This is a genomic window from Photobacterium alginatilyticum (genome assembly GCF_009910675.1).
Classification (GTDB): Bacteria; Pseudomonadota; Gammaproteobacteria; order Enterobacterales; family Vibrionaceae; genus Photobacterium; species Photobacterium alginatilyticum.
Map to the genome: position 1 here is coordinate 14,071 of NZ_RSEJ01000031.1, position 21,473 is coordinate 35,543.

The 21,473-nt window shown below is 48.5% G+C and carries 27 protein-coding genes; 4 read left to right on the top strand and 23 right to left on the bottom strand.

What is annotated here, in order from left to right; all coding sequences use genetic code 11:
* Positions 1 to 17: 17 nt before the first annotated feature.
* The 8 genes from EIZ48_RS23260 to ccoN form a co-directional block, all read right to left on the bottom strand.
* Positions 18 to 695, bottom strand: coding sequence for an urease accessory protein UreH domain-containing protein (locus EIZ48_RS23260; RefSeq protein ID WP_160657009.1), 678 nt, complete (start codon positions 693 to 695; stop codon positions 18 to 20).
* The gene (gene ccoS, locus EIZ48_RS23265; RefSeq protein WP_160657012.1) at positions 692 to 886 is read right to left on the bottom strand and encodes a cbb3-type cytochrome oxidase assembly protein CcoS; all 195 of its coding nucleotides are present in this window, start codon (positions 884 to 886) and stop codon (positions 692 to 694) included. Before ccoS ends, EIZ48_RS23260 begins: the two co-directional genes overlap by 4 nt.
* Positions 879 to 3,272, bottom strand: a complete 2,394-nt coding sequence (locus EIZ48_RS23270) for a heavy metal translocating P-type ATPase (RefSeq protein ID WP_160657015.1) — start codon at positions 3,270 to 3,272, stop codon at positions 879 to 881. The genes ccoS and EIZ48_RS23270 overlap by 8 nt, the downstream gene beginning before the upstream one ends.
* Positions 3,269 to 3,760 (bottom strand): FixH family protein, encoded by a 492-nt coding sequence (locus tag EIZ48_RS23275; protein ID WP_160657017.1) that lies wholly within the window; start codon positions 3,758 to 3,760, stop codon positions 3,269 to 3,271. The genes EIZ48_RS23270 and EIZ48_RS23275 overlap by 4 nt, the downstream gene beginning before the upstream one ends.
* 120 nt (positions 3,761 to 3,880) lie before the next feature.
* Positions 3,881 to 4,861: a cytochrome-c oxidase, cbb3-type subunit III gene (gene ccoP / locus EIZ48_RS23280; protein ID WP_160657020.1), complete on the bottom strand. Its 981-nt coding sequence runs from the start codon at positions 4,859 to 4,861 to the stop codon at positions 3,881 to 3,883.
* A complete protein-coding gene (locus EIZ48_RS23285) occupies positions 4,858 to 5,040 on the bottom strand; it encodes a cbb3-type cytochrome oxidase subunit 3 (protein WP_160657025.1) in 183 nt (60 codons plus the stop codon). The genes ccoP and EIZ48_RS23285 overlap by 4 nt, the downstream gene beginning before the upstream one ends.
* 9 nt (positions 5,041 to 5,049) lie before the next feature.
* The gene (ccoO, locus tag EIZ48_RS23290; protein ID WP_160657028.1) at positions 5,050 to 5,661 is read right to left on the bottom strand and encodes a cytochrome-c oxidase, cbb3-type subunit II; all 612 of its coding nucleotides are present in this window, start codon (positions 5,659 to 5,661) and stop codon (positions 5,050 to 5,052) included.
* A gap of 12 nt (positions 5,662 to 5,673) precedes the next feature.
* The gene (gene ccoN / locus EIZ48_RS23295; protein ID WP_075768020.1) at positions 5,674 to 7,101 is read right to left on the bottom strand and encodes a cytochrome-c oxidase, cbb3-type subunit I; all 1,428 of its coding nucleotides are present in this window, start codon (positions 7,099 to 7,101) and stop codon (positions 5,674 to 5,676) included.
* Positions 7,102 to 7,377: 276 nt separating this feature from the next.
* Between ccoN and EIZ48_RS23300 the strand changes: the two genes are divergently transcribed.
* Entirely contained in the window at positions 7,378 to 7,821 is a 444-nt protein-coding gene (locus EIZ48_RS23300) for a hypothetical protein (protein ID WP_160657031.1), read from the top strand.
* Positions 7,822 to 7,894: 73 nt separating this feature from the next.
* Here EIZ48_RS23300 and EIZ48_RS23305 read toward each other — a convergent pair whose 3' ends face one another.
* On the bottom strand, positions 7,895 to 8,620 hold the full coding sequence (locus EIZ48_RS23305; RefSeq protein WP_160657035.1) for an SDR family oxidoreductase: 726 nt from the start codon (positions 8,618 to 8,620) through the stop codon (positions 7,895 to 7,897).
* Positions 8,621 to 8,776: 156 nt separating this feature from the next.
* Here EIZ48_RS23305 and EIZ48_RS23310 point away from each other — a divergent pair, with 156 nt between their 5' ends.
* The 3 genes from EIZ48_RS23310 to EIZ48_RS23320 all read left to right on the top strand — a co-directional run bounded on the left by EIZ48_RS23310 (position 8,777) and on the right by EIZ48_RS23320 (position 13,104).
* Positions 8,777 to 9,955 (top strand): FIST signal transduction protein, encoded by a 1,179-nt coding sequence (locus EIZ48_RS23310; protein ID WP_160657255.1) that lies wholly within the window; start codon positions 8,777 to 8,779, stop codon positions 9,953 to 9,955.
* Between the two features lie 3 nt (positions 9,956 to 9,958).
* Positions 9,959 to 12,043: an ATP-binding protein gene (locus tag EIZ48_RS23315; protein ID WP_160657038.1), complete on the top strand. Its 2,085-nt coding sequence runs from the start codon at positions 9,959 to 9,961 to the stop codon at positions 12,041 to 12,043.
* A gap of 590 nt (positions 12,044 to 12,633) precedes the next feature.
* Complete coding sequence (locus EIZ48_RS23320) at positions 12,634 to 13,104, top strand: phage protein (protein ID WP_160657041.1); 471 nt, start codon at positions 12,634 to 12,636, stop codon at positions 13,102 to 13,104.
* Positions 13,105 to 13,131: 27 nt separating this feature from the next.
* Here EIZ48_RS23320 and EIZ48_RS29115 read toward each other — a convergent pair whose 3' ends face one another.
* The 14 genes from EIZ48_RS29115 to EIZ48_RS23385 form a co-directional block, all read right to left on the bottom strand.
* Positions 13,132 to 13,272, bottom strand: coding sequence for a hypothetical protein (locus EIZ48_RS29115; RefSeq protein ID WP_192928708.1), 141 nt, complete (start codon positions 13,270 to 13,272; stop codon positions 13,132 to 13,134).
* A 2-nt stretch (positions 13,273 to 13,274) separates the two neighbouring features.
* Positions 13,275 to 13,688 (bottom strand): hypothetical protein, encoded by a 414-nt coding sequence (locus EIZ48_RS23325; protein WP_160657044.1) that lies wholly within the window; start codon positions 13,686 to 13,688, stop codon positions 13,275 to 13,277.
* 100 nt (positions 13,689 to 13,788) lie between these two features.
* Positions 13,789 to 14,301 carry a virion protein gene (locus EIZ48_RS23330; protein WP_192928709.1) on the bottom strand — a complete coding sequence of 171 codons (513 nt, stop codon included), beginning with the start codon at positions 14,299 to 14,301 and terminating at the stop codon, positions 13,789 to 13,791.
* Entirely contained in the window at positions 14,298 to 15,395 is a 1,098-nt protein-coding gene (locus EIZ48_RS23335; protein WP_160657046.1) for a hypothetical protein, read from the bottom strand. The genes EIZ48_RS23330 and EIZ48_RS23335 overlap by 4 nt, the downstream gene beginning before the upstream one ends.
* The gene (locus EIZ48_RS23340; RefSeq protein ID WP_240153074.1) at positions 15,392 to 16,027 is read right to left on the bottom strand and encodes a hypothetical protein; all 636 of its coding nucleotides are present in this window, start codon (positions 16,025 to 16,027) and stop codon (positions 15,392 to 15,394) included. Before EIZ48_RS23340 ends, EIZ48_RS23335 begins: the two co-directional genes overlap by 4 nt.
* Positions 16,028 to 16,206: 179 nt before the next feature.
* A complete protein-coding gene (locus EIZ48_RS23345) occupies positions 16,207 to 16,818 on the bottom strand; it encodes a chemotaxis protein (protein ID WP_160657049.1) in 612 nt (203 codons plus the stop codon).
* The gene (locus tag EIZ48_RS23350; RefSeq protein WP_160657052.1) at positions 16,818 to 17,228 is read right to left on the bottom strand and encodes a hypothetical protein; all 411 of its coding nucleotides are present in this window, start codon (positions 17,226 to 17,228) and stop codon (positions 16,818 to 16,820) included. The genes EIZ48_RS23345 and EIZ48_RS23350 overlap by 1 nt, the downstream gene beginning before the upstream one ends.
* Positions 17,228 to 17,434, bottom strand: coding sequence for a hypothetical protein (locus EIZ48_RS23355; protein WP_160657057.1), 207 nt, complete (start codon positions 17,432 to 17,434; stop codon positions 17,228 to 17,230). The genes EIZ48_RS23350 and EIZ48_RS23355 overlap by 1 nt, the downstream gene beginning before the upstream one ends.
* Entirely contained in the window at positions 17,434 to 17,586 is a 153-nt protein-coding gene (locus EIZ48_RS23360; RefSeq protein ID WP_160657061.1) for a hypothetical protein, read from the bottom strand. Before EIZ48_RS23360 ends, EIZ48_RS23355 begins: the two co-directional genes overlap by 1 nt.
* A complete protein-coding gene (locus tag EIZ48_RS23365) occupies positions 17,583 to 17,852 on the bottom strand; it encodes a hypothetical protein (protein WP_160657064.1) in 270 nt (89 codons plus the stop codon). The genes EIZ48_RS23360 and EIZ48_RS23365 overlap by 4 nt, the downstream gene beginning before the upstream one ends.
* Positions 17,853 to 17,864: 12 nt before the next feature.
* Positions 17,865 to 18,716 (bottom strand): major capsid protein P2, encoded by an 852-nt coding sequence (locus tag EIZ48_RS23370; protein ID WP_160657067.1) that lies wholly within the window; start codon positions 18,714 to 18,716, stop codon positions 17,865 to 17,867.
* Between the two features lie 270 nt (positions 18,717 to 18,986).
* Positions 18,987 to 20,180 (bottom strand): DUF6035 family protein, encoded by a 1,194-nt coding sequence (locus EIZ48_RS23375; RefSeq protein ID WP_160657070.1) that lies wholly within the window; start codon positions 20,178 to 20,180, stop codon positions 18,987 to 18,989.
* Between the two features lie 123 nt (positions 20,181 to 20,303).
* The gene (locus EIZ48_RS23380; RefSeq protein ID WP_160657073.1) at positions 20,304 to 20,960 is read right to left on the bottom strand and encodes a type IV secretory system conjugative DNA transfer family protein; all 657 of its coding nucleotides are present in this window, start codon (positions 20,958 to 20,960) and stop codon (positions 20,304 to 20,306) included.
* A 3-nt stretch (positions 20,961 to 20,963) separates the two neighbouring features.
* Positions 20,964 to 21,458, bottom strand: coding sequence for a hypothetical protein (locus EIZ48_RS23385; protein WP_160657076.1), 495 nt, complete (start codon positions 21,456 to 21,458; stop codon positions 20,964 to 20,966).
* Positions 21,459 to 21,473: the final 15 nt, after the last annotated feature.

The following is a 21,473-nucleotide window of genomic DNA, read 5'->3' on the forward strand; positions in this document are numbered from 1 at the left end:
GACGAGTATTAAAAAGCCTACAACATTTGTTTGATTGCGATATAACCAGTATGAACCCCATAGAGCAATAACAACAAGGCACTGGCACGTTTGAAATAAAGGTTTCTCAGCAGGTTCTGCAGTTGCTGGGCCATTGACCCTACTGCAATCATTGCCGGAAGTGTCCCTAAACCAAAGGCTAGCATCATGGCTGCGCCGGATAGGGCGCTACCGGAAACAGCGGCCCAGCTTAGGGTTGAATATACAAGTCCACATGGCAGCCACCCCCATAGCAAACCGAATGGTAATGCCGCAACAGGCGACTTCAGCGGCAGCAGGGACTTAGCCTTGGGTGATACAAAACGCCAGAGATACTGGCCAAGGCGTTCTATTTTGGTGATGCCCTGCCACCACTGTCCGATGTATAGCGCAAGCAAAATCATCATGATGGCAGCAAACAACCTAAGTGATACAAGCCCTGTCGAGTATCCACCGAAAGAGGCGATGCCGGCAAACGCACCACCAATGATGGCACCTGCAATGGCGTAAGAGATAAGACGACCGGTGTTGTAGCATAGTAAGTATGGCCAACGGCTTGCCTGCTGCTGCCCTGGCATACCCAAGGTAAGTGCGGCAGCTACTCCGCCGCACATCCCGAGACAGTGACCAGCACCCATTAAGCCGATAACAAAAGCCGCGTAAAAATCAATATTCACGACACGTTTTCACTTTCTTTCTTGTTTGCTCGAGGCTTGCTCTGTTCGGGGTCATCCTCGTCAAACAAGATGTCATAACCCTGTCGCTCCAGATCTTCAAACTGTTCACTTCTGACGGCCCAAAGAAAAATGCCTACAGCGATACAAACAAATACGATCGCAATTGGTATTAACAAGTAAAGACTAGCCATTTTCTTTTAATAACCTTAAAGAATTAGAAACAACAATGATCGAGCTTGCCGACATACCTACAACCGCAATGTATGGAGCGACAAAACCAGCGACCGCCAATGGCAAGATAACGAGGTTGTAGCCTAGCGCCCAAGCCAGGTTTTCTCGAATAATCTTTCTGGTTTTTAGTGCTAGCTCTCGAGCACGTAAAATACGTAATAGCTGATCACCTAGCAATACCATATCTGCTGAGGATTTGGCAACATCAGTACCGCCGCCCATGGCGACAGAGAGATGGGCTCCGGCCAGAACAGGGGCGTCATTAACACCATCACCAATCATTAAGGCAACGTTGTCTTTATCAAGGCTGCGAAGATACTCAAGCTTGCCTTCCGGAGTGGCTCCGGCAATTAAGTTATCAACGCTTAGCTTATCAGCCACAGTCTGAGCATTAGCTGAATGGTCGCCGGTCAACATGGTGACCTTGATACCGGATGCCTGGAACTGCTCTATAAGCTCTTTGCTGTCTTCTCGGATAGGATCATCAAGCTTGAAACCGGCAATAAGCTGGTTATTGCAAGATAGCCATACCTGAAAACGGTTGTCGCACAGCTTTAATTGCTCTGCTTTGTCTGGGTGATGCTCAAGAACAAAAGCGGCCTGACCAATGCGCCATTCGTCACAGTTTAAAGAACCTTTTAGGCCACAGCCGATAACATTTTCTACTTCATCAAACGCTTTGCTACTGTCGCGATAACCGCTAAAGGCTCTTGCAATAGGGTGGTTTGCAAAACGTTCCATTTCAGCAGCATAAGCCAGTGCTTCTGTTTCTGTTAAATCGCCAAGTAGTTGTGTTTCGACAAGTCGGATATTGCCCTCGGTCAGCGTGCCTGTTTTGTCGATGACCAACTGGTTCACTTTACAAAGTGTCTCCAGAACATGCCCGCGTCGAAGCAGGATACCCAGACGTCCAAGGCTTGATGTCGAGCAGGTGAGGGCTGTTGGTGTAGCCAGAGAAAGAGCACATGGGCATGTTGCTACAAGCACCGCCAAGGTGATCCACAGGGCATCTTCAGGTTTCTGCTGATGCCAGAAAAGCCAGGTACAAGCCGAAATAATCAGAATACCTGCGACAAAGTAACGGGCAACGATGTCAGCTACTTCAGCTACTTTAGGTTTGGATGACTGAGCTTCGTCCTGCAGACGTACAATGTTGGAAATAAGGGAGTTCTGCCGATCTTTGGTTACGCGCAGAGTGATATTTCCATCACCGTTAATGGTACCTGCGAATACGGAACTACCTGAGCTTCTTGGAACCGGCATTGGCTCGCCGGTCAGCATCGATTCATCGACAGCTGTTTCACCTCGGATGATTTCACCGTCGGCAGGCAGGCTTTCACCTGGCAGAACAGTAATAATGTCACCGACTTTTAGCGTTTTTGCAGCAACCTGAGAGCCATCTTCTAGTGTGGCCATAGTCGGGACTAACTTGAGCAGGTTGGCACTTGCAGCCGCAGCCTGCCGGCGTGCACGCATTTCAAGGAAACGCCCCAAGAGCAAGAAGAAGGTGAACATCGAGATTGACTCGAAGAACACCTCGCCTTTTTCCATAACGGTGGCATAAAGGCTGGCAACATAGGCAAAGAGTAAAGCGATAGAGACGGGAACATCCATCCCTAATGTTCGGGCGCGCAGGTTACGCCAGGCATTGAGATAAAACGGTAAGGCAGAATACAGAAGAACAGGGGTGGCAAAAATCAGGCTAACCCAACGAAGGTAGTTTTTAAATTCCGCATCAAGGTCTCCAAAAATCTCAAAATACAGGGCGACGGCCAACATCATCACCTGCATGGTGGCAATACCTGCAATACCAAGTCGGTACAGGTAGCTCTTCATTGTTCTGTGGTATTGCTGTTCCTGGGCATCAGCCTCAAAAGGGGCAGCTTTATAACCAAGCTGATGGATCACAGAAAGAAGGTGGCTAAGTTTGGCTTGGGTTGGATCCCAGTTAAGTAAAGCCCGGTGAGTTGTGGTGTTAACGCGGATGGAGATAACGCCGGGTTCTCGTTTTAATTGCTTTTCTATCAACCATGCACATGCTGCACAGGATACGCCATCGAGTGAGAGGGAAACTTCTTTGCTGTCATCAAACTCACGAACAAACTCTTGCTGAATTTCTTCGTGATCATAGAGCAATAGAGATTGGAGTTGCTGAGGAACTAAATCAGCTTTCTCGGCTGGCGCCGTTCGGAATTCGTAATAAGAGGTGAGGCCGCTCTCAACGATAGTTTGCGCGACCGCTTCACAACCCGGGCAACACATGTCACGCGTTTCGCCCAGTATTTCTACTTGATGCTGGCAATCCTGTGGAACAGGATCGCCGCAATGGTAACAGTCTTTTGTCATTCCTTATCCTGCCCGTACAACGAAATCGGGTCGAATGTCGGTAGGTTAACGCGTCCTTGCAACATCCAGTCGCCATCAAATGGCTCTACTTCAACAAACCATGGGCCTTCAAGTTGCTCAGGAGAGTTGAAACGATAAGCGCCACTTAAATCGGCACTGACCATTTGCGTAAAGTCTTTATTGGCTAGGGTACGATGCGTAAAAGTGACACGCAAGTTAGGGTTAGTCTTGAGATCACCTTTATCAAAATTAACCACAATATCGGTATCGGCAACACTGACTGATGCTTTTAAATTCAGCGCATCAGCAACGCGGAGACGAGAAAGGTCTAAATTTATCGCTTTGCCTTTTTTATAATAATCTTCTGCAACAAGGTCGACTTGGTTCTGAGAGAATATGTAAACAGCTGTCAGGCTGTACATTATTGAGATTGCAGGAATGGCGAAAACGAACCAAGGCCAAAACTGCTTATACCATGGTTTACGCATAATGATTACCTTTGAAGCTTTGATGGAAAGAGCCCCTGAAATTAACAGGGGCTTGGTCTTATGTCTCAGTTTTTATTACTAATTTTTCAATCAATATGTAACCGAGTATTAACCATGTTGTTACTTGTCGGTGTCGTTACCCAAACCCCAGACATAGGCAGAAATTAGCTGAACTTTATCTTCACCTAGAATATCTTTCCATGCTGGCATTACACCCAGACGACCGTGAGTAATAGTGGCTTCAACCGCACGGCGAGAGCCGCCGTATAGCCATGTATTATCTGTTAGGTCAGGTGCACCAAATGCTGGGTTACCTTTACCGTCAGTGCCGTGACAAGCCGCACAGACAACGAAACGTTGCTTACCGGCAGCGGCTTCTTTGGCGTTGACTTTACGTCCTGACATACCAAGTACATAGGTAGTGACTTCTCTGACACCATCTTTTCCTAGAGAGTCAATCCAAGCTGGCATAACACCTTGGCGACCTTCCATGATGGTTGTCTTGATAGTTTCTGCTTCACCGCCGTACAGCCAAGCGTTATCAGTTAGGTTAGGGTAACCTAGCTGACCACGCGCATCCGAACCATGGCACTGTGCACAGTTTTGGATGAACAGACGCTGGCCCACTTTGATCGCTTCAGAATCAGCTGCGATTTCAGTGATAGGGCGAAGATTATTACCAGACTCATCATAAGCCAATGTTTTAAAGGTTTCGCCAAACTTAGCTTGCGCTTCGTCTAGTTCTCGAGCGTACTCGTCCAAACGTTTCTCTTTCTGAGCATTAGCAATCGCTAGTTTCGATTCTTCAACAGAACGAACTGTTTGGTTTGAGCTCTGCCACCCCAAGAAACCTTTATAGTTACCTAGACCTGGGTATAGGAATAAGTAAAAAAGGCCAAAGATGATGGTGGCCCAAAACATGTAGGACCACCATTTAGGCAGCGGGTTATTGATCTCACGAATACCATCGTATTCGTGACCCATATCCTCACCTTCCTCGACACCCATCTTGTCTTTGCTGCACCAGACGAGCATAGCAGCAATACCAGCAATAGTGCCGAGTGTGATGATTGTAATCCATAGACTCCAAAATGTAGTCATGCTTCCGAGCTCCTGTCTTTCTCACGCGTTGCCAAATCTTGCTCTTCATCAGCAAATACAAGGTTGGCAGCTTCTTCGAAACGCGATTTTTGGCGTTTACTGTAAGCCCAAAGGACGATACCAATAAAGCTTGCGAACAGGATTATTGTCCAGATGCTATGAATGGTTCCAATATCCATTGTGCCCCCTTATTTCATTGCGTGACCAAGTGACTGAAGGTAAGCAATAATTGCATCCATTTCAGTCTTGCCTTTCACTTCCTCACCAGCATTCGCAACTTGCTCTTCGGTGTAAGGAACACCAAAAACGTCACGGAAAACAGCTAGTTTGTCGGAGGTCAACTTGCCATCAAGCACGTTTTCTTCCAACCAAGGGAAACCAGGCATATTTGACTCAGGAACTACGGCACGTGGATCGCGAAGGTGGACACGGTGCCAGTCGTCAGAATAACGATCACCAACACGCGCCAGATCAGGACCAGTACGCTTTGAACCCCATAGGAAAGGGTGTTCCCACACACTTTCACCCGCAACAGAATAGTGCCCGTAACGCTCTGTTTCAGAACGGAATGGACGAACCATCTGGCTGTGACAAACGTTACAGCCTTCGCGAATGTAAATATCACGACCTTCCATTTCTAACGCCGTGTAAGGGCGTAGATTTTCTACTGGTTCAGTAGTTTGGTCTTGATATAAAAGCGGCGTAATTTCTACCAGTGCACCGAAGCTAATAGCAATGACGATTAGTATCGCTAGAAGGCCGACATTTTTTTCTACAATTTCATGACGATTATTAGCCATTGTCGGAACTCCTTATGCTGGTTGCTCAGTTGCTTTTAGGCTTTCTTTTGGTGCAACAATTGTCTTATATGCGTTGTATGCCATTAGGAACATACCAGCAAGGAAGATTGCACCGCCCAGGAAGCGAACAAAGTAGAATGGATAAGAAGCCTGTAGAGATTCTACGAAGCTGTAGGTTAATGTTCCGTCGGTGTTAACCGCACGCCACATCAGACCCTGCATCACACCTGAAATCCACATTGCTACGATGTAAAGAACCGTACCAATCGTTGCCAGCCAGAAGTGAACGTTGATCAACTTGATAGAGAACATACGTTCCTGACCGAATAGCTTAGGAATTAGGTGATAAACGGCACCAATAGAAACCATTGCAACCCAACCTAACGCACCAGAGTGAACATGACCGATTGTCCAGTCAGTATAGTGAGAAAGGGCGTTTACGGTCTTAATTGACATCATTGGACCTTCGAAGGTAGACATACCGTAGAAAGACAATGAAACAACCAGGAATCGTAGGATTGGATCGTAACGTAGTTTGTGCCATGCACCCGACAGCGTCATGATACCGTTGATCATACCACCCCAAGAAGGAGCAAACAGGATCAGAGACATCACCATACCAAGAGACTGAGTCCAGTCAGGCAGGGCTGTGTAGTGCAAGTGGTGAGGACCAGCCCAGATATACAGAGATACCAGCGCCCAGAAGTGTACGATAGACAGACGGTAGGAGAATACCGGACGGCCTGCTTGCTTAGGTACGAAGTAGTACATCATACCCAGGAAACCGGCTGTCAGTAGGAAACCTACTGCGTTGTGTCCATACCACCATTGAATCATCGCATCCACAGCACCGGAATAAATCGAATACGATTTAGTCATCGATACAGGGATAGCCATGCTGTTCACAATGTGAAGGACAGCTACCGTTAAGATGAAGGCACCAAAGAACCAGTTCGCAACATAAATGTGCGACGTGTTTCGTTTGATCATGGTACCGAAAAAGACAATGGCATAGGATACCCAAACAACTGCAATCGCGATATCAATCGGCCATTCCAGTTCTGCGTATTCTTTACCAGATGTCCATCCCATTGGCAGCGAAATAGCTGCTGCTAGGATGATGGCTTGCCAACCCCAGAAGGTGAACGATGCTAACTTTCCACCGAATAGCCTTGTTTGACATGTGCGCTGTACTACGTAATAAGACGTAGCAAATAGTGCACTAGTACCAAATGCGAAAATCACTGCATTGGTATGCAGTGGACGCAAACGGCTGTATGTCAACCAAGGTAGGTCGAAGTTTAGCGCCGGCCACACCAGTTGAGCGGCAATCAATACACCAACGCCCATTCCGACAATTCCCCATAGTATGGTGACCAGGGTGAATTGACGAACGACCGTATAGTTGTAGTTTTGTTCAAGCTGCTTTACTTGGCTCATGTTGCATGCTTCCAATTTGAATTGTTCAACTACACTCTCTTTCCTTGTGCGAACAACAAGTTGTCGCAATGCCACCCAAAGCTTACTTAACTGCCATGTTGTTTTTTTAAACAACTCAGCATTTAAATTGCTATTTTGTTGTAAAAGTGGCATTTTCACTGCACATAATACTTTACTTAACAAGTGATTGACAGAGTTAAGCCCACACAATGTTTACGGTTAAGCAACATTTATGTGAAAAGTTTGAACTCTGTAACACGGGAAGCACGGTAAATCATGGCTGCGGAGAAGTTAACAAAGGCAAGATTAATCCAGATTTTAATCTTGATGGCAGTATTAATAACGGCATTTGTATGGAGAACAGTCACCTATGAAGAAAACATATCCATAGATGATAGTGCTACCAAGTGCCAGATCACAGCAGAATATTGTGCTGTTGATGGTTCAAATAAAAAGCTCGGGTTATCAGTAAACCCATATCCTGTAGTCGCTAATTCGGAAGTCACTCTACGAATTAGTAACACAAATGTAAAACCAGTTGCTAAAATAGAAGGTGTCGATATGTTTATGGGGACCATTCCTGTCATATTTGAGCAACAAACCGATCACTGGGTAGGCACGTTTAGTGTACCTGAGTGTGTTCACGACACGATGGAGTGGGCTATAACGGTGCAGCAGGGAAGTGAGACTATAATTGCAAAGTTTACTGTACAAAAGTGACTGTTAATTAGTCACTTTTTATTGGAAACTGATCGTTTCATAGGCTTGATGGCTCAAGCCTATCATTTCATGTTTATTCAGCATATATCATCTTTTTTGTGATCCCGCCATCAAGAGTAAAATTCTGACCACTGATAAAGCCTGCATTAGTACTTAATAGGTACTTTACCATAGACGCAACATCCGCAGGGTGTCCGACGCGGCCAGTAAGATGCTGACTGTGATCGATATCTCGTAGCTCTTCATTACTTGTATCAATCCAACCAGGTGATACGCAGTTTACTCTGACATCAGGTCCAAGGCTAACAGCAAGTGCATGGGAAAGGCTCACTAATCCACCTTTAGATGCGCTATATGCTTCTGTATTGGGCTCGGACTGTTTTGCACGGGTTGAGCTGATATTAACAATAGCACCTTTAGATGCCTTAAGCAGAGGGAGACATAATTTTGTCACTAGCATAGGCGCGGTTAGGTTAACCGCTATGATCCGATCCCAATCATGCATTTCCAGGGATTCGACAGGTGCGTTATAGGGGTTAGCAATGGCAGCATTGTTAACCAGACCATCAAGTCTGCCAAACTGTGACTGTAGCTCCTCTACCACAGCAGCAACTTCGTTCTCGCGGGTAACATCCGCTTGGCGGAAACGGATCATAGGGTTGTGTGCCACCAACTCAAAACCGGCTTCTTCATCAATATCTACCGCAACAACGATAACTTCTTTGCAGGCCAGCATTTCACAAATGCCCCGACCAATGCCCCTGGCACCGCCTGTTACCATAACGACTTTGCTAGTCATGCTTCCCTTCATCATTCCAAAATAAGTAATTGTATAGTTTAGCGGTCATTAGCAGTCTGACTTTAGCCACAAAACCATAAAAATGGTATCAGTTTGCTGATTACAAAAGCAAAAATGTCTATGATGAGAGCAACTCATAACAATAAATATGAAAATATGGATATAGCCACAAGTTTTTCTGCTTTCCATGCTGCAGAACATGCTGTTTCGGATGCAATTCGCAAACTAAAAAGTAAAATCATCAACCCCAAGCTGATTCTTGCTTATTTTTCCGAACACTATGATGAGCAGTTTATCCAGCAAGTGTTGGCGGCTGAATTTCCTAATTCTCAGATACTTGGATGCTCCTCGTGTCAGGGCGTAATGACAGATGAAGGGTATAATCGCGGTGAAGGCATTGCCTTGTGGGCGATGTGTGATTATGAAGGTGCATTCGGGAGTGCGATCGTTTCAACAAATCAAAGTCCGTATGACATGGCGCGCCAAGCGCTTTTACGTGCGATTGAGAACAGCGGTCGCCCTGGAGAACTTCCGGCATTGATTTTGCTTCATTCTAGCCCTGGGCATGAAGAAGAAGTTATACAAGGTATAGAAGATGAGCTGGGTATTCCTGTGCCCATTATTGGCGGGAGTGCGGCGGACGATCATGTGAGAGGGAAGTGGAAACTGTTTACCCACGAACAACGGTGTAAAGAGGGGGTTGGGCTCTGTGTCTTTTATCCTTCTTGCAACGTTAGTTACTCATTCCACTCCGGTTATGCCAGTTTAGGAACGAGTGCGATTGCAACGCGCACAGAGGGGCGAGAATTAATCGAGCTTAATCACAGGCCCGCTATAGAAATTTACCAGGAATGGATTGGTCAGCCACTCTCAGGTGAAAATAGCATAGTTTCGAGAAGCTGTTTAAATCCGCTAGGAAGAATTGCTGGCAAAGTTCACGGCTTACCGTACTTCAAGTTGTCACATCCGTTAAAAGTGACACAAAGAGGCGGAATCGAACTGTTTGCAAACGTTGAAGAAGGTGAAGAGCTGTTCTTTATGGAGGGTACAGAAGAGCGGCTTATCACACGGGCGGGCAGGGTAATCGACTCCGCCTTTGACATCGGTAGTGCGAGTCAGGAATTAGACCCGATTGGTGGAATTACCATTTATTGTGCGGGTTGTATGTTACAGGTACAAGACAGGATGGAAGAAGTGGCACAGTACGTGAATAAAGCAATGCATCATACGCCATTTGTCTGCCCCTTTACGTTTGGTGAACAGGGACAGTTTGTCGGTGGTGAAAATGCACACGGGAACCTCATGATATCCGCAGTTTTATTTCATAGGGACTAGTTAATGCCAGGCATTGAATCAGAAAAACTTCAAGAGACATTGCTTGATCTGTTGCGAAGTCAGGAACGCGAAAAGCAGCTTCGGGATGAAAATGCCGCTATTCTGGCAGGTATGTCAGCCATGGCTGGTGCCAACAGCAAAAGACAAGTTTTCAATGGCTTATTGTCGGTATTACGAAAGTACATCGGCTTCGAACATGCGTTGGTCTTAACGAGAGAAGACGAGAATGCACCATTGCAGGAACTTGTTACAACGTGTCGTTTTTTCGAGTCAAGTACCTGGCCAGTCGGCAATACGTTTGTTCGTTCGATGAACGGGGAAAGCATTGCGCTGTTTGCTCCAAGCCAGGTATCAGAGTTTCAGGGGCTACCGCATGAGATGTTTCAGTATTGCCATTCTGTGTTGCTAACAGGAGTTAAAGTCAGTTCAGGCGATGCAGTATTGTTATTCCTGCATTCAGAGCGCGGACAGTTTTCACCCCAATGCCGACGGGTACTTGAGCGATTCAGACCATTACTTGAACGGGCTATTATCGATATTGATTACCGTGAGAGGCTACAATCGTTAGTAACGGCACGAACTCAGGAGCTTATTCACAGCCAGCAGCGGTTTAAAGATTTTGCCAAAACGGTTGGTGATTGGTTTTGGGAAGTCGATACGGATTTACGGTTTACTTATATATCGTCACCGAATCTTGCCAACCATGTTGTCGATAATGACAGCATCCTCGATATATTTGACGAGCAAGAGGCGTTAAAGAAAAAACTAAAAATAAAGTTTGGGATGAAAGAACCTTTTGAAGATCTCGAGTGGCAGTTGCCAGAGAGTGAAGGGGGGTTATGGATTAGTTTTAGCGGAACTCCGTACTTCTCAAAGCAAGGAAAACTATTAGGCTACAGGGGAACGGCAAAAGATATTACAAACCGCAAAAAACGGCTTTTTGAACTTCAGGAAGCCAGAAAACAAGCGGAGTCGGCGAATAAAGCCAAGTCGCAATTCTTGGCAATGATGAGCCATGAGATAAGAACCCCCTTAAATGCGGTTTTGGGCTTTATGGATACGTTGGCGGAATCCGGGTTGAGCAAAGAGCAGGCTCGCTGGGTTAACCAAATGGATCAATCAGCTCAGCTATTGTTAACGATTATCAATGATATTCTTGACCTTTCAAGAATCGAATCGGGTAACTTTGAGCTTTATAATACAGAAATGCAATTGGATGAGAGTATTAATCTCGTTGCAAGCCAACTGCATGAGCAAGCGGTTAAAAAGAATATAGCCCTGAGTGTAAATATATCGCCATCGGTTCCCAAGAAGATGGTCGGTGATAAAAACCGGATATCTCAGGTAATGTTCAATCTGATAGGAAATGCGATTAAGTTCACCAACCAAGGTTCCGTTTCTGTTGATGTTAAGCGAGACAACCAATATGTATCGATAGCAGTGACAGATACAGGCATAGGTATTTCGCAAGAAGCTCAAAGAAACTTATTCAATCCGTTTATTCAAGCCGATGGCAGCATTACAAGGCGGTATGGCGGCACGGGTCTTGGTTTGGCAATTAGCCAACATTTGATTGATAAAATGAACGGAAAGATAACGTTAGAGAGTACACTGCACAAAGGCAGTTGTTTTACTGTTTATATACCGATAACGCAGGCGCTTGATGAATCACAGCTTTATGAGCCTGTTATAGAAAACAGCCTTGATCATTCGCTAAGTATACTGTTAGCAGAAGACAGTAACACAAACCAATTAGTTGCTAAGCTAATGCTGGAAAAACGAGGCCATCAAGTGGTGATTGCCAATAACGGTAAAGAAGCGCTCGATATACTTGAGAATAACCAGCATCAGTTTGACATTGTGCTAATGGATATTTCGATGCCAGTGCTGGATGGGCTTCAGGCAACTAAACAGTTACGACAGAAAAATATAAACATACCGATTATTGCATTAACGGCTAATGCAATGCATTCAGATCAAGTCGAATACAGAAAAGCTGGTATGGATGGATTCTTGGCAAAGCCGATTCTAACGCCAGAACTAAATGCCATGCTCAACAAATACCAGGCGTTAGCCACGACTGAGTAGATTAAAAAGACGCTAGGCTTATAAAAACGCTTAGCGTCATCTTTTTTGTTCAAACTAAAAATAACTAGCTTGGTTTGATTAAACCAAGCTGTAATTAACAGCTGATTTTGAATCACCAGGCAAACTGAACATTTGCAGCAGTGCTTAAAAATAGGTGTTAATTACCTATTTTATGGTAAATTACCAATACTGTTAAATTGTACAGTATTAGAAAAGCAAAGAGAGTAATGCAAAAAGGCAAAGGGGAAAGAGAGTTAGGGAATAGTTGTTTGGATATAAATATCGAACATCTTATTTAACATAATATACATAATGCGTACTGAAGGGTTAAATTTTAACAAATTTTGGCGAGTCTTGAGTCACCCCGGAAACCTTTGTTTTTCATCGGTAAAAATCCTTTGGAAACAGTTATTTAAATTGGATTTTCGTGATTTATCAGAACCTTGCAAAGCTGTATTCATTAACGGGTCACGGCAAACGGTTTGTGTCGTTGATGTCTTTTCGCTTCGATTGATAGCTATGCTCGATTGCATTTGCGCATATTAATCGGAATAAACTTTTATACAGCGATGAATTTTGCGAGGTATATCATGCTCCACGAATCGTTTGTAAAACTGTTTTGGCAGAATTTCACGGCTATTCCTGAGGCTGCTGCTTGGTTTCATGTTCGGCCTGTTACCATCAAGCGCTGGCTTTCCGGTGAAGTTGATGTGAATCCTATGGCTGAAAAGCTGCTGATTATCCGTGCTCGTGGTTACCTGCCGGATGATACCCGCTGGACTGGATTTCACATTGATGAACAGTATTGTGTGATTGTCACCCCGGATGGTCGTCGGTTCAGCCCCCGCGAACTGATGTCATGGTCGTTGAGGTTTGATGAGTATCATGCCCTGAAACGAATGTATGAACTGGACTATATCCCGGCACGTTCAAATGTGGTCACGCCGTTGCCGTTCCGCGGTGGTCGCCGGATTAAAGATATACAAAGTGACACCGTGACAAAAGAAAAGAAGAAGGCTTATCGCAAGGCACGGGCCAAACGTGCGAGCCGACTTCCCTAGCCTCCGGGCATGAAAAAGCCGCCTGAGTCAGGCGGCTTTGGCGTTTATCTGTTTCCAGACCGTCTCCAGTATCGTCAGGCGTTTGTCCATCCGGTACAGAAACAGCAGCATGACCACGCTATCAGGCGATATTCCCATGCTTGCCAGCTCTTTCAGTAATTCTGCCATTGTCAGCCGCTCCCGAACCGTTGCTCAATCCAGCGCTCGACCGCCACGCGCACCATGCGCCGGAAGCCGAACGTGTCGATATAGACCATGCCCAAGCCGTACCAGTAATACTCCGGGATGGTATTGAGCGCCTCAAACCCGAGCGCCACATATTGCGCATAGTCCGGCACAAAGGACAACACCAGCGGTACGGTGGTAATGACCAGCAGATATTCGTCCTTCCAACCACGCTGGGCAATACTCAGCTCGTCGAGCTTGGCGGCATTGGTATCACCTTGCTCAATACGCCGGATGGTCGAGGTGGTCTTGGCCTCGCTGATACGGTCTTTCCGTTCCTGCTCCTTGGCCCGCCTATCCTGCCGCTGCCGGAAAAGCCCGATGCCGCCCGAGACCAGTGTGGTGATCAGCCCAATCATAGCCACCCCACAGAACGCAGTCCCTTGATGGCATACGCGCCGATAACCATCCCGGCGACGCTGACGGCAATCTTGGTTGCAATGACTTTGGTTATAGGACTCATGCCAGCGCGACTCCTTCCATGACTTCACCCATGGTATAGCGGCGGCCGACTTCCATCCGCGCCATGGCCTGAATCAGTACCGCGGCGGTGTTGTCGTTGCGCACGTCGAGCAAGTCATGCTTGCCGTAACCTGTCCAGTTAGAAACCAAATCGGCATAACGGTTGCTGTCGTTTTCGTGGCTCGGGGCAAAGGTATGCACGATGCTCTCGATAGTATTGATACCGCGCTTCTGGTAGCTGCGCAGCACGCGGGTGCCTGCCCGGAAGCCCCATTTATCATCCTCGAAGATGCAGAAACGGCCGTCGCTGCCGACCTGCCCGCGCCAGTTGTTGCGCTTGCTGTATTCGATATTGAGCGGGTTGTTGTTGCGAATCCCGCGGTTTTGTCCTGATGCCATAGTGTCAGTCATCCCTGTGAGGTGTTGCCATGAAAGGCCACCCGGACGGGCGGCCTGTTTGCGGCTGTTGAGCCAAAGTAATACGAGGGCCAACGCCAACAGCCATTTCATCGGTAGAACCCGAGCCCGACAGGCATCGAGCTGTATTGCAGCCAGAAGTTGTACCCGAAGTCGCCCATCCCGTTCAGCTTGGTGTAGTCCGCCTGGCTAAACTCGATGGTGAACGAATCCGGCTTGATGTCCGTCACCTTGGCACTCTTGTAGTCCCGGCAGTTGATAATCAGATGCTGCCGCGGGTCGTACATGTACGGAAAATGGCGGTTGAAGCTGTACTTGATGGTATTGGGGGCCACCGTTTCAAACTTGGCAGCGCCGGATAAGGGGTCGCTGTCAATGAAATGGCCGTAACTGTCAGGCTGGCGGCGATTGATAAACCGGGCCGGACTGTCACCATGCACCCCGCTATGCCAGAGCGCCGCGTCATAGATGTACGCGCTGCCGCCGTTTTCGACCTTGAGGAACAGCGCAAACATACCGGGGCCGGAACGGGCATACTGGTATAAATCAACGCTTTTGGTCTCTACAGTAATCGGTTCATCGATATGATGGTCTTTGTCCATGACATAGGTGTTTTCGCCATATCGCCAGCTCAAGACCATGCTGTTGCTGTAGGGGCTCAGCTTGGCAATCCCCACGGTGACCGTCGAACCTTTCACCCCGGTCAGGGTGAAGCGCCCTTTCAGTGCTGTATGGTCCATGCCGTTCATCGGCACCGTGACCACCTGATACAGGGTAAAGTCCCGGCACAGTACTTGTAACGCGCCGCTTTCCCGGTCTACGGTCTGCTTCCAGCTCATCGGGCGGCCGTTGGCAACCAGTGCCGGATAGCTCTGGGTCTTGTCAAAAGGCACTTCCATGGCCCAGCCATTGGTAACCAGCATCGAGCCGCGGCCGTTGCCCACGGTCAGGGACAAATCCGGCTTCACGCCTGCGGTCATGTGCATGCTGCGGACCATGTGCGCCAAGGCACCAGACTGCGAGGTCCAGCCCTCATTGAACTTCGGATTGACCAGCAGGTTTTCGGCCCCGCCCAGCCCGGCGATTTTCTCGTACAGCTCGGCAACGGTCATTTCCATTAGCTCGGCCAGAAACTCAATCTTGTTGCGTGCGCTGCCCGCGGGCAGCTGATCTTTCAGTGTGCTCATCGGCTCACCTCGATAATTTGAATGGTATCGCCGTCGGTCCCGGCAAAGGTCAGCTCGGCGGTGGTTTCCAGTTTCAGCGGCTCGCCCGGTGTCAGCTCCCAGTCACTGCCGAGGGTCACGGCGTGGGTGTTGGTGGTCGGCACCTTGACCAAAACGTGACAGCGTGACGTATTCTTTGCCAGTACCGCGGCCCCGGCAGAGAGCGTCAGCACTTGGCTGGCAACGCTATCGCCGCCGACAGGCTTGGTTAGTAGCGGCGTGGTAGCGTAGACGCGGACCGCTTGCCCGGTCTCCAGTTTGACCTTGGGCAGTTCGGTAACCCCGACCTGCTGGCCCGCAGCCAGTGCTACATCCGGCAAGTGTGTTACGGCCAGTTGCTGATTGGCAGCCAGCTGGATAGCCGGAAGTTGTGACACGGTCACCTGCTGGCCGTCGGCAAGCTGGACTTTCGGCAGTTGGGAGATAGCAATCACCTGCCCGTCTGCCAGCATCACGGGGCTGGCAATATCAACCTGCTGCCCCGGTGCGAACACCACCGCGGGCATCTGGGTAACATCGACTTTCTGCCCGTCCGTCGGCGGGATATAGCGGCCGAAACCGCAGATAATGGATACTGCCCCAGCCTCGCCCAAGTTCTCGACCGTAATCCGTCCGGTTAACTGGCTGTCGATGATTTGAGCGCCCGGCTTGAGGCGGTATTCGCCGCGTTCGGTACGGATGAGCACGCTATCGGGACAGCTCTCGATATAGAGGAACTCCCCGATTGCCTGAAACTGCTCCTGCTGGCGCGGTTGCATTACGCGGTAGAAGGTCATTTTTTACCCCCGAAAATCGCCATCATGGCCAAGAAGAAGAAAATCAGACCGACCATCATGGTCATCTGCTTGGAGGTGGAAACCTGACCGCCGTCGGCCTTTATCGCCGCGAGGTCTTTAATGGTCGCGAGGTTCTCGGCATTCTGTGTCGCTTGGTTGCCCGCCAGCCCGGCAAGCATCTGTAGGTTTTCACCGTGGGCTGTGCTGACATGTTTCATCGCATTGTTCGACACCTCGGCATTGGCCTTGAGGGCATCCCTGCCGAAATCAAACGACTTGCCGAGTGCCGCCTCGTTCGAGGCCAGTGCATCGCGGCCGAAATCCATGGCCGAATCGACGGTCTCCTTGCCCATGTTCAGGGCCGCTTTGGACACGTCGGCATTGCTGTCGAGTGCCGCCTTGGTCACCTGGGTGTTGCTGGTCAATGCCAGCTCGCCCAACTCGGAAGCCCGTGCCATGGCTCCGTGGTCCGTCATATTGACGTTGATGTTAGAGCCGTTGACACCGGAAATCGCTACGCCGAGGTTATCACCGTCAATAGCGTTCTGGCCGCTGGTATTGGTTGTGGTCGTGGTGTTCTTGCTTGAGCTTTTGCCGCTGCCTCCCATCAGTCGCCCTCCAACAATAAGGACAACACGGTGTCATGGGCCGTCTTGTCAGTAATTGAAAACCCGAATCGCGTGAGGATACGAGTCATCCCCCGGCGCACGGTGTGATATTTGATTTGGCGGTAGCCCTGCGATTTCACCGCCTCAATAATTGTCGGGGCGGCCGCAACCAGCCCGCGCCCGGTCATCGCCAGAATCAGGTAGCTATTGTCATCCGTGACCATGCCCACAAAGCGGACCGAGACGCCTTTACCCTTGAGGTGATACAGACTGGCCTGTTTGCGCCTTACTGCATCGCAGCAAAATTCAAACTCCGCCTTGGCCTGATTCACCCCGTTGAACGCCGGACGCAACAAAGCAAACTGGGCATTGATGTCGGCACGGTTGGGCCGTATCAGTTGAAAACGCATCAGCCCCCCTTGCCCATCAGAAACCACATACCCACGAGGACAACAACCAGCAGCAGCAACAGGTTCGAGCTGCCGCCGCCCATGTTGATATCACCGACACGAAAGCCGGACTCGTTATTGGCTTTAACACCGGATGGCCCGGCAGCCCCGCCGCCCGCGTTAATCGGCATCGAGCCGGAATTGGTAATGCCCGGAATTCCCATCATTACCGCTTCCCCCACACGATGTTGTAGAGCCAGAGGCCCATCACAACGGCAACCAGAATTTTGAGGGTGCGGCTGAACGCCTCACCCGTGAACAACCCGCCGACAAAGCCCACGGTGCCAGCGAGCAACGGCCAGAATAGTAATGGCATCATTTCCCCCTTAGCATCAGGAACATGAGCAGCATCAACAGCGCGAAGCCGCCGAACATCAGGTTGGTCGGCATGGCGTTCACCGGGTAGATTGGCTGCCCGGTCGGTTGCTGCGCTGGCTCCTCGTGGGTGGTGGTGCGGTTTTCTTCCGGTGCGGCCGACGCGACCTTGTCGGCCTCGTTGTCAAACCAAGAGTCGATAAGTTTTTCACCACCGCCGAGAATCGAATCGGTCAGGCCGCCCAAGCTTTCACCTAAGCTGTCAAGCATATCTCCCGCCCCTTATGCCGCTTGCGGCAATGCGTTCACCTGCTCCACTGCCTCGACAATCACCGGCACACTGCCCACGGCGTTTTTGTCCAGCTCGAAGGCCAGCTGCTTGCGGGCCGCCGTATTGAGCATGCCGTCGGCACCGAAGCCGTAGCGGATAAAATCGAGGCTGAACCAGCCCGCACACTGCTCTTTTTTCGACTGGGCCAAATCAAACGCGTTATCTTCCTTGATAACGTTCAACTCTTCGTAGTCGTCACGCAGGACGCGGACACGCTCGATAGAGTTATCCTTGAAATGGATGCGCTTGAGGTTTAAGGCCGGGCTGCGCTCGGAGAAATCAAACGGGGTGCGGCCAGTGGCGGCAGCATGCCAAGTGATTTCATACAGGCGCGGCATGTAATAACGCACGCTCTGTGCAGGCAGTACGTGGGCACGGGCACGGATAGACGGCGGCAGAATTTGCTTGCCGTTTTCATCTACAGCAGGCTTGCTTTTCAGGGTGATATAGACAAACCAGATTTCACCGCCCAAGGTGACAAGGTCGGTCTGGCGGACGCCGATTTTGGTCCGCAGCGTCGGGTCACCGAATGACAGGATATAGCGCCCCGGCTGGGCGTAGTTCTTGCGGTGGGCCTGCAATTCGACCAGTGTTTCGCCGCTGACGCTGTACTTGGGCGAACCGTTTAGCGTTACTTCGACGCGCTCGATATCTTTGGGGTCGAGAATATCGGTCACCAGCTCGATACTGTGGTATGTCGGGCCAGCAACCAGACGCAATGATGCACGGTTGCCCCAGCCGACACCCTCTACCGGGTCAAGCTCTTTGGGGCGCGGGGCAAAAGGAGTATTCAGTAATTCCATGTTTTCCCCTTAGCCAATGGCATCTTCGACGGCGTCGACATTGTTGGATGCCCAAATCATGCCAGCGGCGACCAATCCGGCAATTACAGCCGTAATCACATAGCCTTTCGTTTTTGCACTCATGTTATTTGCTCTCTGTTGTTGAACGTGATGAATTGCCCAACAGAAAAGCAAGCGATTCGGCTTTAAGGCAAACGAAAAAAAGCCCGTAAACCTATAGGTCTACGGGCTTAAAGTAATTTGATTTAACTCACATTAGGAATGCCAATATCAATACTTAACTTCGCTTCGGCAAACCTGACAGTAAACAAAGCAGGCTTTATAGTAAAAGCTATCGTTATTATTACATTTGGGGCAGCACAGGCTATCTAAGCTTTTTGACTTCTCAAGAGTATTAAATATCCGAGTAGATAGTGTCTCCTTGAGGCGCTTGCGCCGCTCTGAAGGGGTCTTTGGTTTAGAGTGAATTGGAGGGTTTTCTTTTACTATAAAAGAAAGGCTTGCCCTCGCTTGAACTCTCAGCTCTTTTTCTTTTAATTGTTGCTGTCTCAGCGCTTCTGCTTCAGCTTCTTTTTGCTGTCGTATTTCCGCCCTACGCTTCATTACAAACGATTCAGCATCTTTTTTTAGCTGCTTTGAATCAACGAAATATAGTTTGCCTTCTGCTTTATCGAATTGAAGCTCCCTTACTGGGACCATGACATGTTCCCAGTAATCATTTATGTATACAGTGTCACTATCCTCAATGATTTCCGGCTTCTTGTAGAAACACTTCAGTATAAGCTCATTAGCTTGTTTGCTGGCTTCTATGGCGTCTTTATCAAAGACTAATGCATTCCCCCTATTAGCATAAGCAATGTCTAGTTCAGAGAATGTCCTCGCTTCAAAATTAAGGAAAACCCAAGCAATATACGCATTGTTTTCTTTGTAAAATTGCTCACGGCTTATGATTACATCAATAAACGTCGTTGATACTTGTAACTCAAAAGCAACCTTTTGATTTGCGGCAATGTATGTTGCTGCTACATCTGGTCTGCGCCATGATTTGGCAATCCCTGTCGGGTTTTCCTCTCGGAATGTTTTCTCAACATTAATATCCTCAAAGGCACTATCCATGCTTAATAAGTTAGCCAATTCGTGCTTGTTATCCCTATGCGTTCGCCCTTCTTTTTGGCCGTTATATTGAATGGCAAGCATCTGCTCTTGAGTAAGATTGCAGGTGGTTTTTATTGGGCAGTCGTCAGAATCTTTTACATGTCTAAAGTAAAAGCCGCCCCCCTTTTTTCCGGCAAGGATTAGGGGTTGAAAGCAAGTTGGACATAAAAGGGTTAACTCTTTTACTTTTGGTCTTAGCTTTCTTCTAATCTCAAACAACTCTTCTTCAGGCTTATCCAGATAGGTTGAAGTATTAACAGTCTCATCTGTATCTGGAATAAATATTTGACTAATGGCTTGAGTAATCACGCCCCCTCCCTTAAACAAGAGTCAACAATAGACACACAGGCTTACAGTTAAGCAACTGGATGTCTATTGTAGTTTCTTGTTGGATGGTAATTCCGTGATATATCCTTAATTATCCTAACAGTGCTACCAGCGAATACGCCCTTTCTCTGTATCTGTGCCGACCTGTTTAATGTAGTCGAAATTATCAAGCAAACTTTGCTCGTTAACCGGAATTCCGGTCAAATCTTCAAGATACTTTCGGCTCTTGGGGGTCTTGGTCTTCATAAGGTACCCAAATTCACAGTTATCGATAATGGTCTTCGACACCTCCTGCCCACGCTGGAACAGGTTAATCGTGTGGATATTGTAAGAGCGCCCTAGCCTCAGTAATTTCCCGTGGTAGCCAGTGGCTTTACCCGGAGATGTTGAGTTCTCGGCCACCTCCTCAAGAATGGCCTTAACAGGCTTGAGGTGCTTGCCGTTACCCACGCTCCAAACGACTTTGCAGAACGCGTCAAAGTCCTTGGCGCTCATCTCTTTGGGCTGATAAGCAATTTTGAAACCTTGGCGTGTTTTTCGTCCGGCGATTGCCGCACTGGCGAAACTTCGCAGGTCTTTATAAACGCGAACGACACGACCTTGTAGCCTGCCGTCATATTCGCGCTTGGGATCATAAATTACGACCTGGTCGGTTGGTTTAATCAGCAGTTTCTTTGCCAGTGAAGATTTACCGGAGCCCGACATGCCAACGACATACGCATGGTTATTATTCAGCTTGTTATTGTTGTTGACGGGCTCCATGGTCTAAGCGGCCTCCTGTTGCTGGTCATCGTTGGCGGCCTGCTTGGTCCTTTCCTTGGCGTCGGCAATATCGGCAGCCTTGAGCTGCTTGACCTGCATCCAGCTGGAGAAGCCGAGCATACCAATAGCGGCAACAGCCATGATTTCATCCATGTAGGCCGCCAGCCAAGGCGGCGGATTGCCACCGTATTTCACAATGAGCGGCGCAACCTTATAGGCAACGCTCTCGGCCTGCTCCGGGTCAAAGGCAAAGTCCGGGTGTATCATGGCTTTCATGGTTTGCTCTACGGTCATCAGACCGATAAACACCATTCCGGCCGCCGCTTCGGTTTCTGCTTTTTGGCTCTCTTCTTTGGCCTTAATCGATGCCGGGTCAAAGTCTTCGTTGTCATCGGCCAGCGTTGACAAAAATGCCTTTTCGTCTTGCTCTGAATGGCTCTCGATAACCGGGTTACCGTCCAGTTCGGCGTCATTTACGGCTTGGTCTTTAGTTTCCATACCTATTTCCTTTGG

Bases quoted from the DNA above. Each gene is read 5' to 3' on its own strand.
- EIZ48_RS23380 (WP_160657073.1), bottom strand. From the start codon at position 20,960: ATGGAGCCCGTCAACAACAATAACAAGCTGAATAATAACCATGCGTAT.
- EIZ48_RS23275 (WP_160657017.1), bottom strand. From the start codon at position 3,760: ATGCGTAAACCATGGTATAAGCAGTTTTGGCCTTGGTTCGTTTTCGCC.
- EIZ48_RS23270 (WP_160657015.1), bottom strand. From the start codon at position 3,272: ATGACAAAAGACTGTTACCATTGCGGCGATCCTGTTCCACAGGATTGC.
- EIZ48_RS23350 (WP_160657052.1), bottom strand. From the start codon at position 17,228: ATGCGTTTTCAACTGATACGGCCCAACCGTGCCGACATCAATGCCCAG.
- EIZ48_RS23325 (WP_160657044.1), bottom strand. From the start codon at position 13,688: ATGATTGGGCTGATCACCACACTGGTCTCGGGCGGCATCGGGCTTTTC.
- ccoN (WP_075768020.1), bottom strand. From the start codon at position 7,101: ATGAGCCAAGTAAAGCAGCTTGAACAAAACTACAACTATACGGTCGTT.
- EIZ48_RS23355 (WP_160657057.1), bottom strand. From the start codon at position 17,434: ATGATGGGAATTCCGGGCATTACCAATTCCGGCTCGATGCCGATTAAC.
- ccoS (WP_160657012.1), bottom strand. From the start codon at position 886: ATGGCTAGTCTTTACTTGTTAATACCAATTGCGATCGTATTTGTTTGT.
- EIZ48_RS23310 (WP_160657255.1), top strand. From the start codon at position 8,777: ATGGATATAGCCACAAGTTTTTCTGCTTTCCATGCTGCAGAACATGCT.
- EIZ48_RS23330 (WP_192928709.1), bottom strand. From the start codon at position 14,301: ATGAAATGGCTGTTGGCGTTGGCCCTCGTATTACTTTGGCTCAACAGC.
- EIZ48_RS29115 (WP_192928708.1), bottom strand. From the start codon at position 13,272: ATGGCAGAATTACTGAAAGAGCTGGCAAGCATGGGAATATCGCCTGAT.
- EIZ48_RS23365 (WP_160657064.1), bottom strand. From the start codon at position 17,852: ATGCTTGACAGCTTAGGTGAAAGCTTGGGCGGCCTGACCGATTCGATT.
- EIZ48_RS23320 (WP_160657041.1), top strand. From the start codon at position 12,634: ATGCTCCACGAATCGTTTGTAAAACTGTTTTGGCAGAATTTCACGGCT.
- EIZ48_RS23285 (WP_160657025.1), bottom strand. From the start codon at position 5,040: ATGGATATTGGAACCATTCATAGCATCTGGACAATAATCCTGTTCGCA.
- ccoP (WP_160657020.1), bottom strand. From the start codon at position 4,861: ATGACTACATTTTGGAGTCTATGGATTACAATCATCACACTCGGCACT.
- EIZ48_RS23385 (WP_160657076.1), bottom strand. From the start codon at position 21,458: ATGGAAACTAAAGACCAAGCCGTAAATGACGCCGAACTGGACGGTAAC.
- ccoO (WP_160657028.1), bottom strand. From the start codon at position 5,661: ATGGCTAATAATCGTCATGAAATTGTAGAAAAAAATGTCGGCCTTCTA.
- EIZ48_RS23305 (WP_160657035.1), bottom strand. From the start codon at position 8,620: ATGACTAGCAAAGTCGTTATGGTAACAGGCGGTGCCAGGGGCATTGGT.
- EIZ48_RS23360 (WP_160657061.1), bottom strand. From the start codon at position 17,586: ATGATGCCATTACTATTCTGGCCGTTGCTCGCTGGCACCGTGGGCTTT.
- EIZ48_RS23315 (WP_160657038.1), top strand. From the start codon at position 9,959: ATGCCAGGCATTGAATCAGAAAAACTTCAAGAGACATTGCTTGATCTG.
- EIZ48_RS23345 (WP_160657049.1), bottom strand. From the start codon at position 16,818: ATGGGAGGCAGCGGCAAAAGCTCAAGCAAGAACACCACGACCACAACC.
- EIZ48_RS23370 (WP_160657067.1), bottom strand. From the start codon at position 18,716: ATGGAATTACTGAATACTCCTTTTGCCCCGCGCCCCAAAGAGCTTGAC.
- EIZ48_RS23300 (WP_160657031.1), top strand. From the start codon at position 7,378: ATGGCTGCGGAGAAGTTAACAAAGGCAAGATTAATCCAGATTTTAATC.
- EIZ48_RS23335 (WP_160657046.1), bottom strand. From the start codon at position 15,395: ATGAGCACACTGAAAGATCAGCTGCCCGCGGGCAGCGCACGCAACAAG.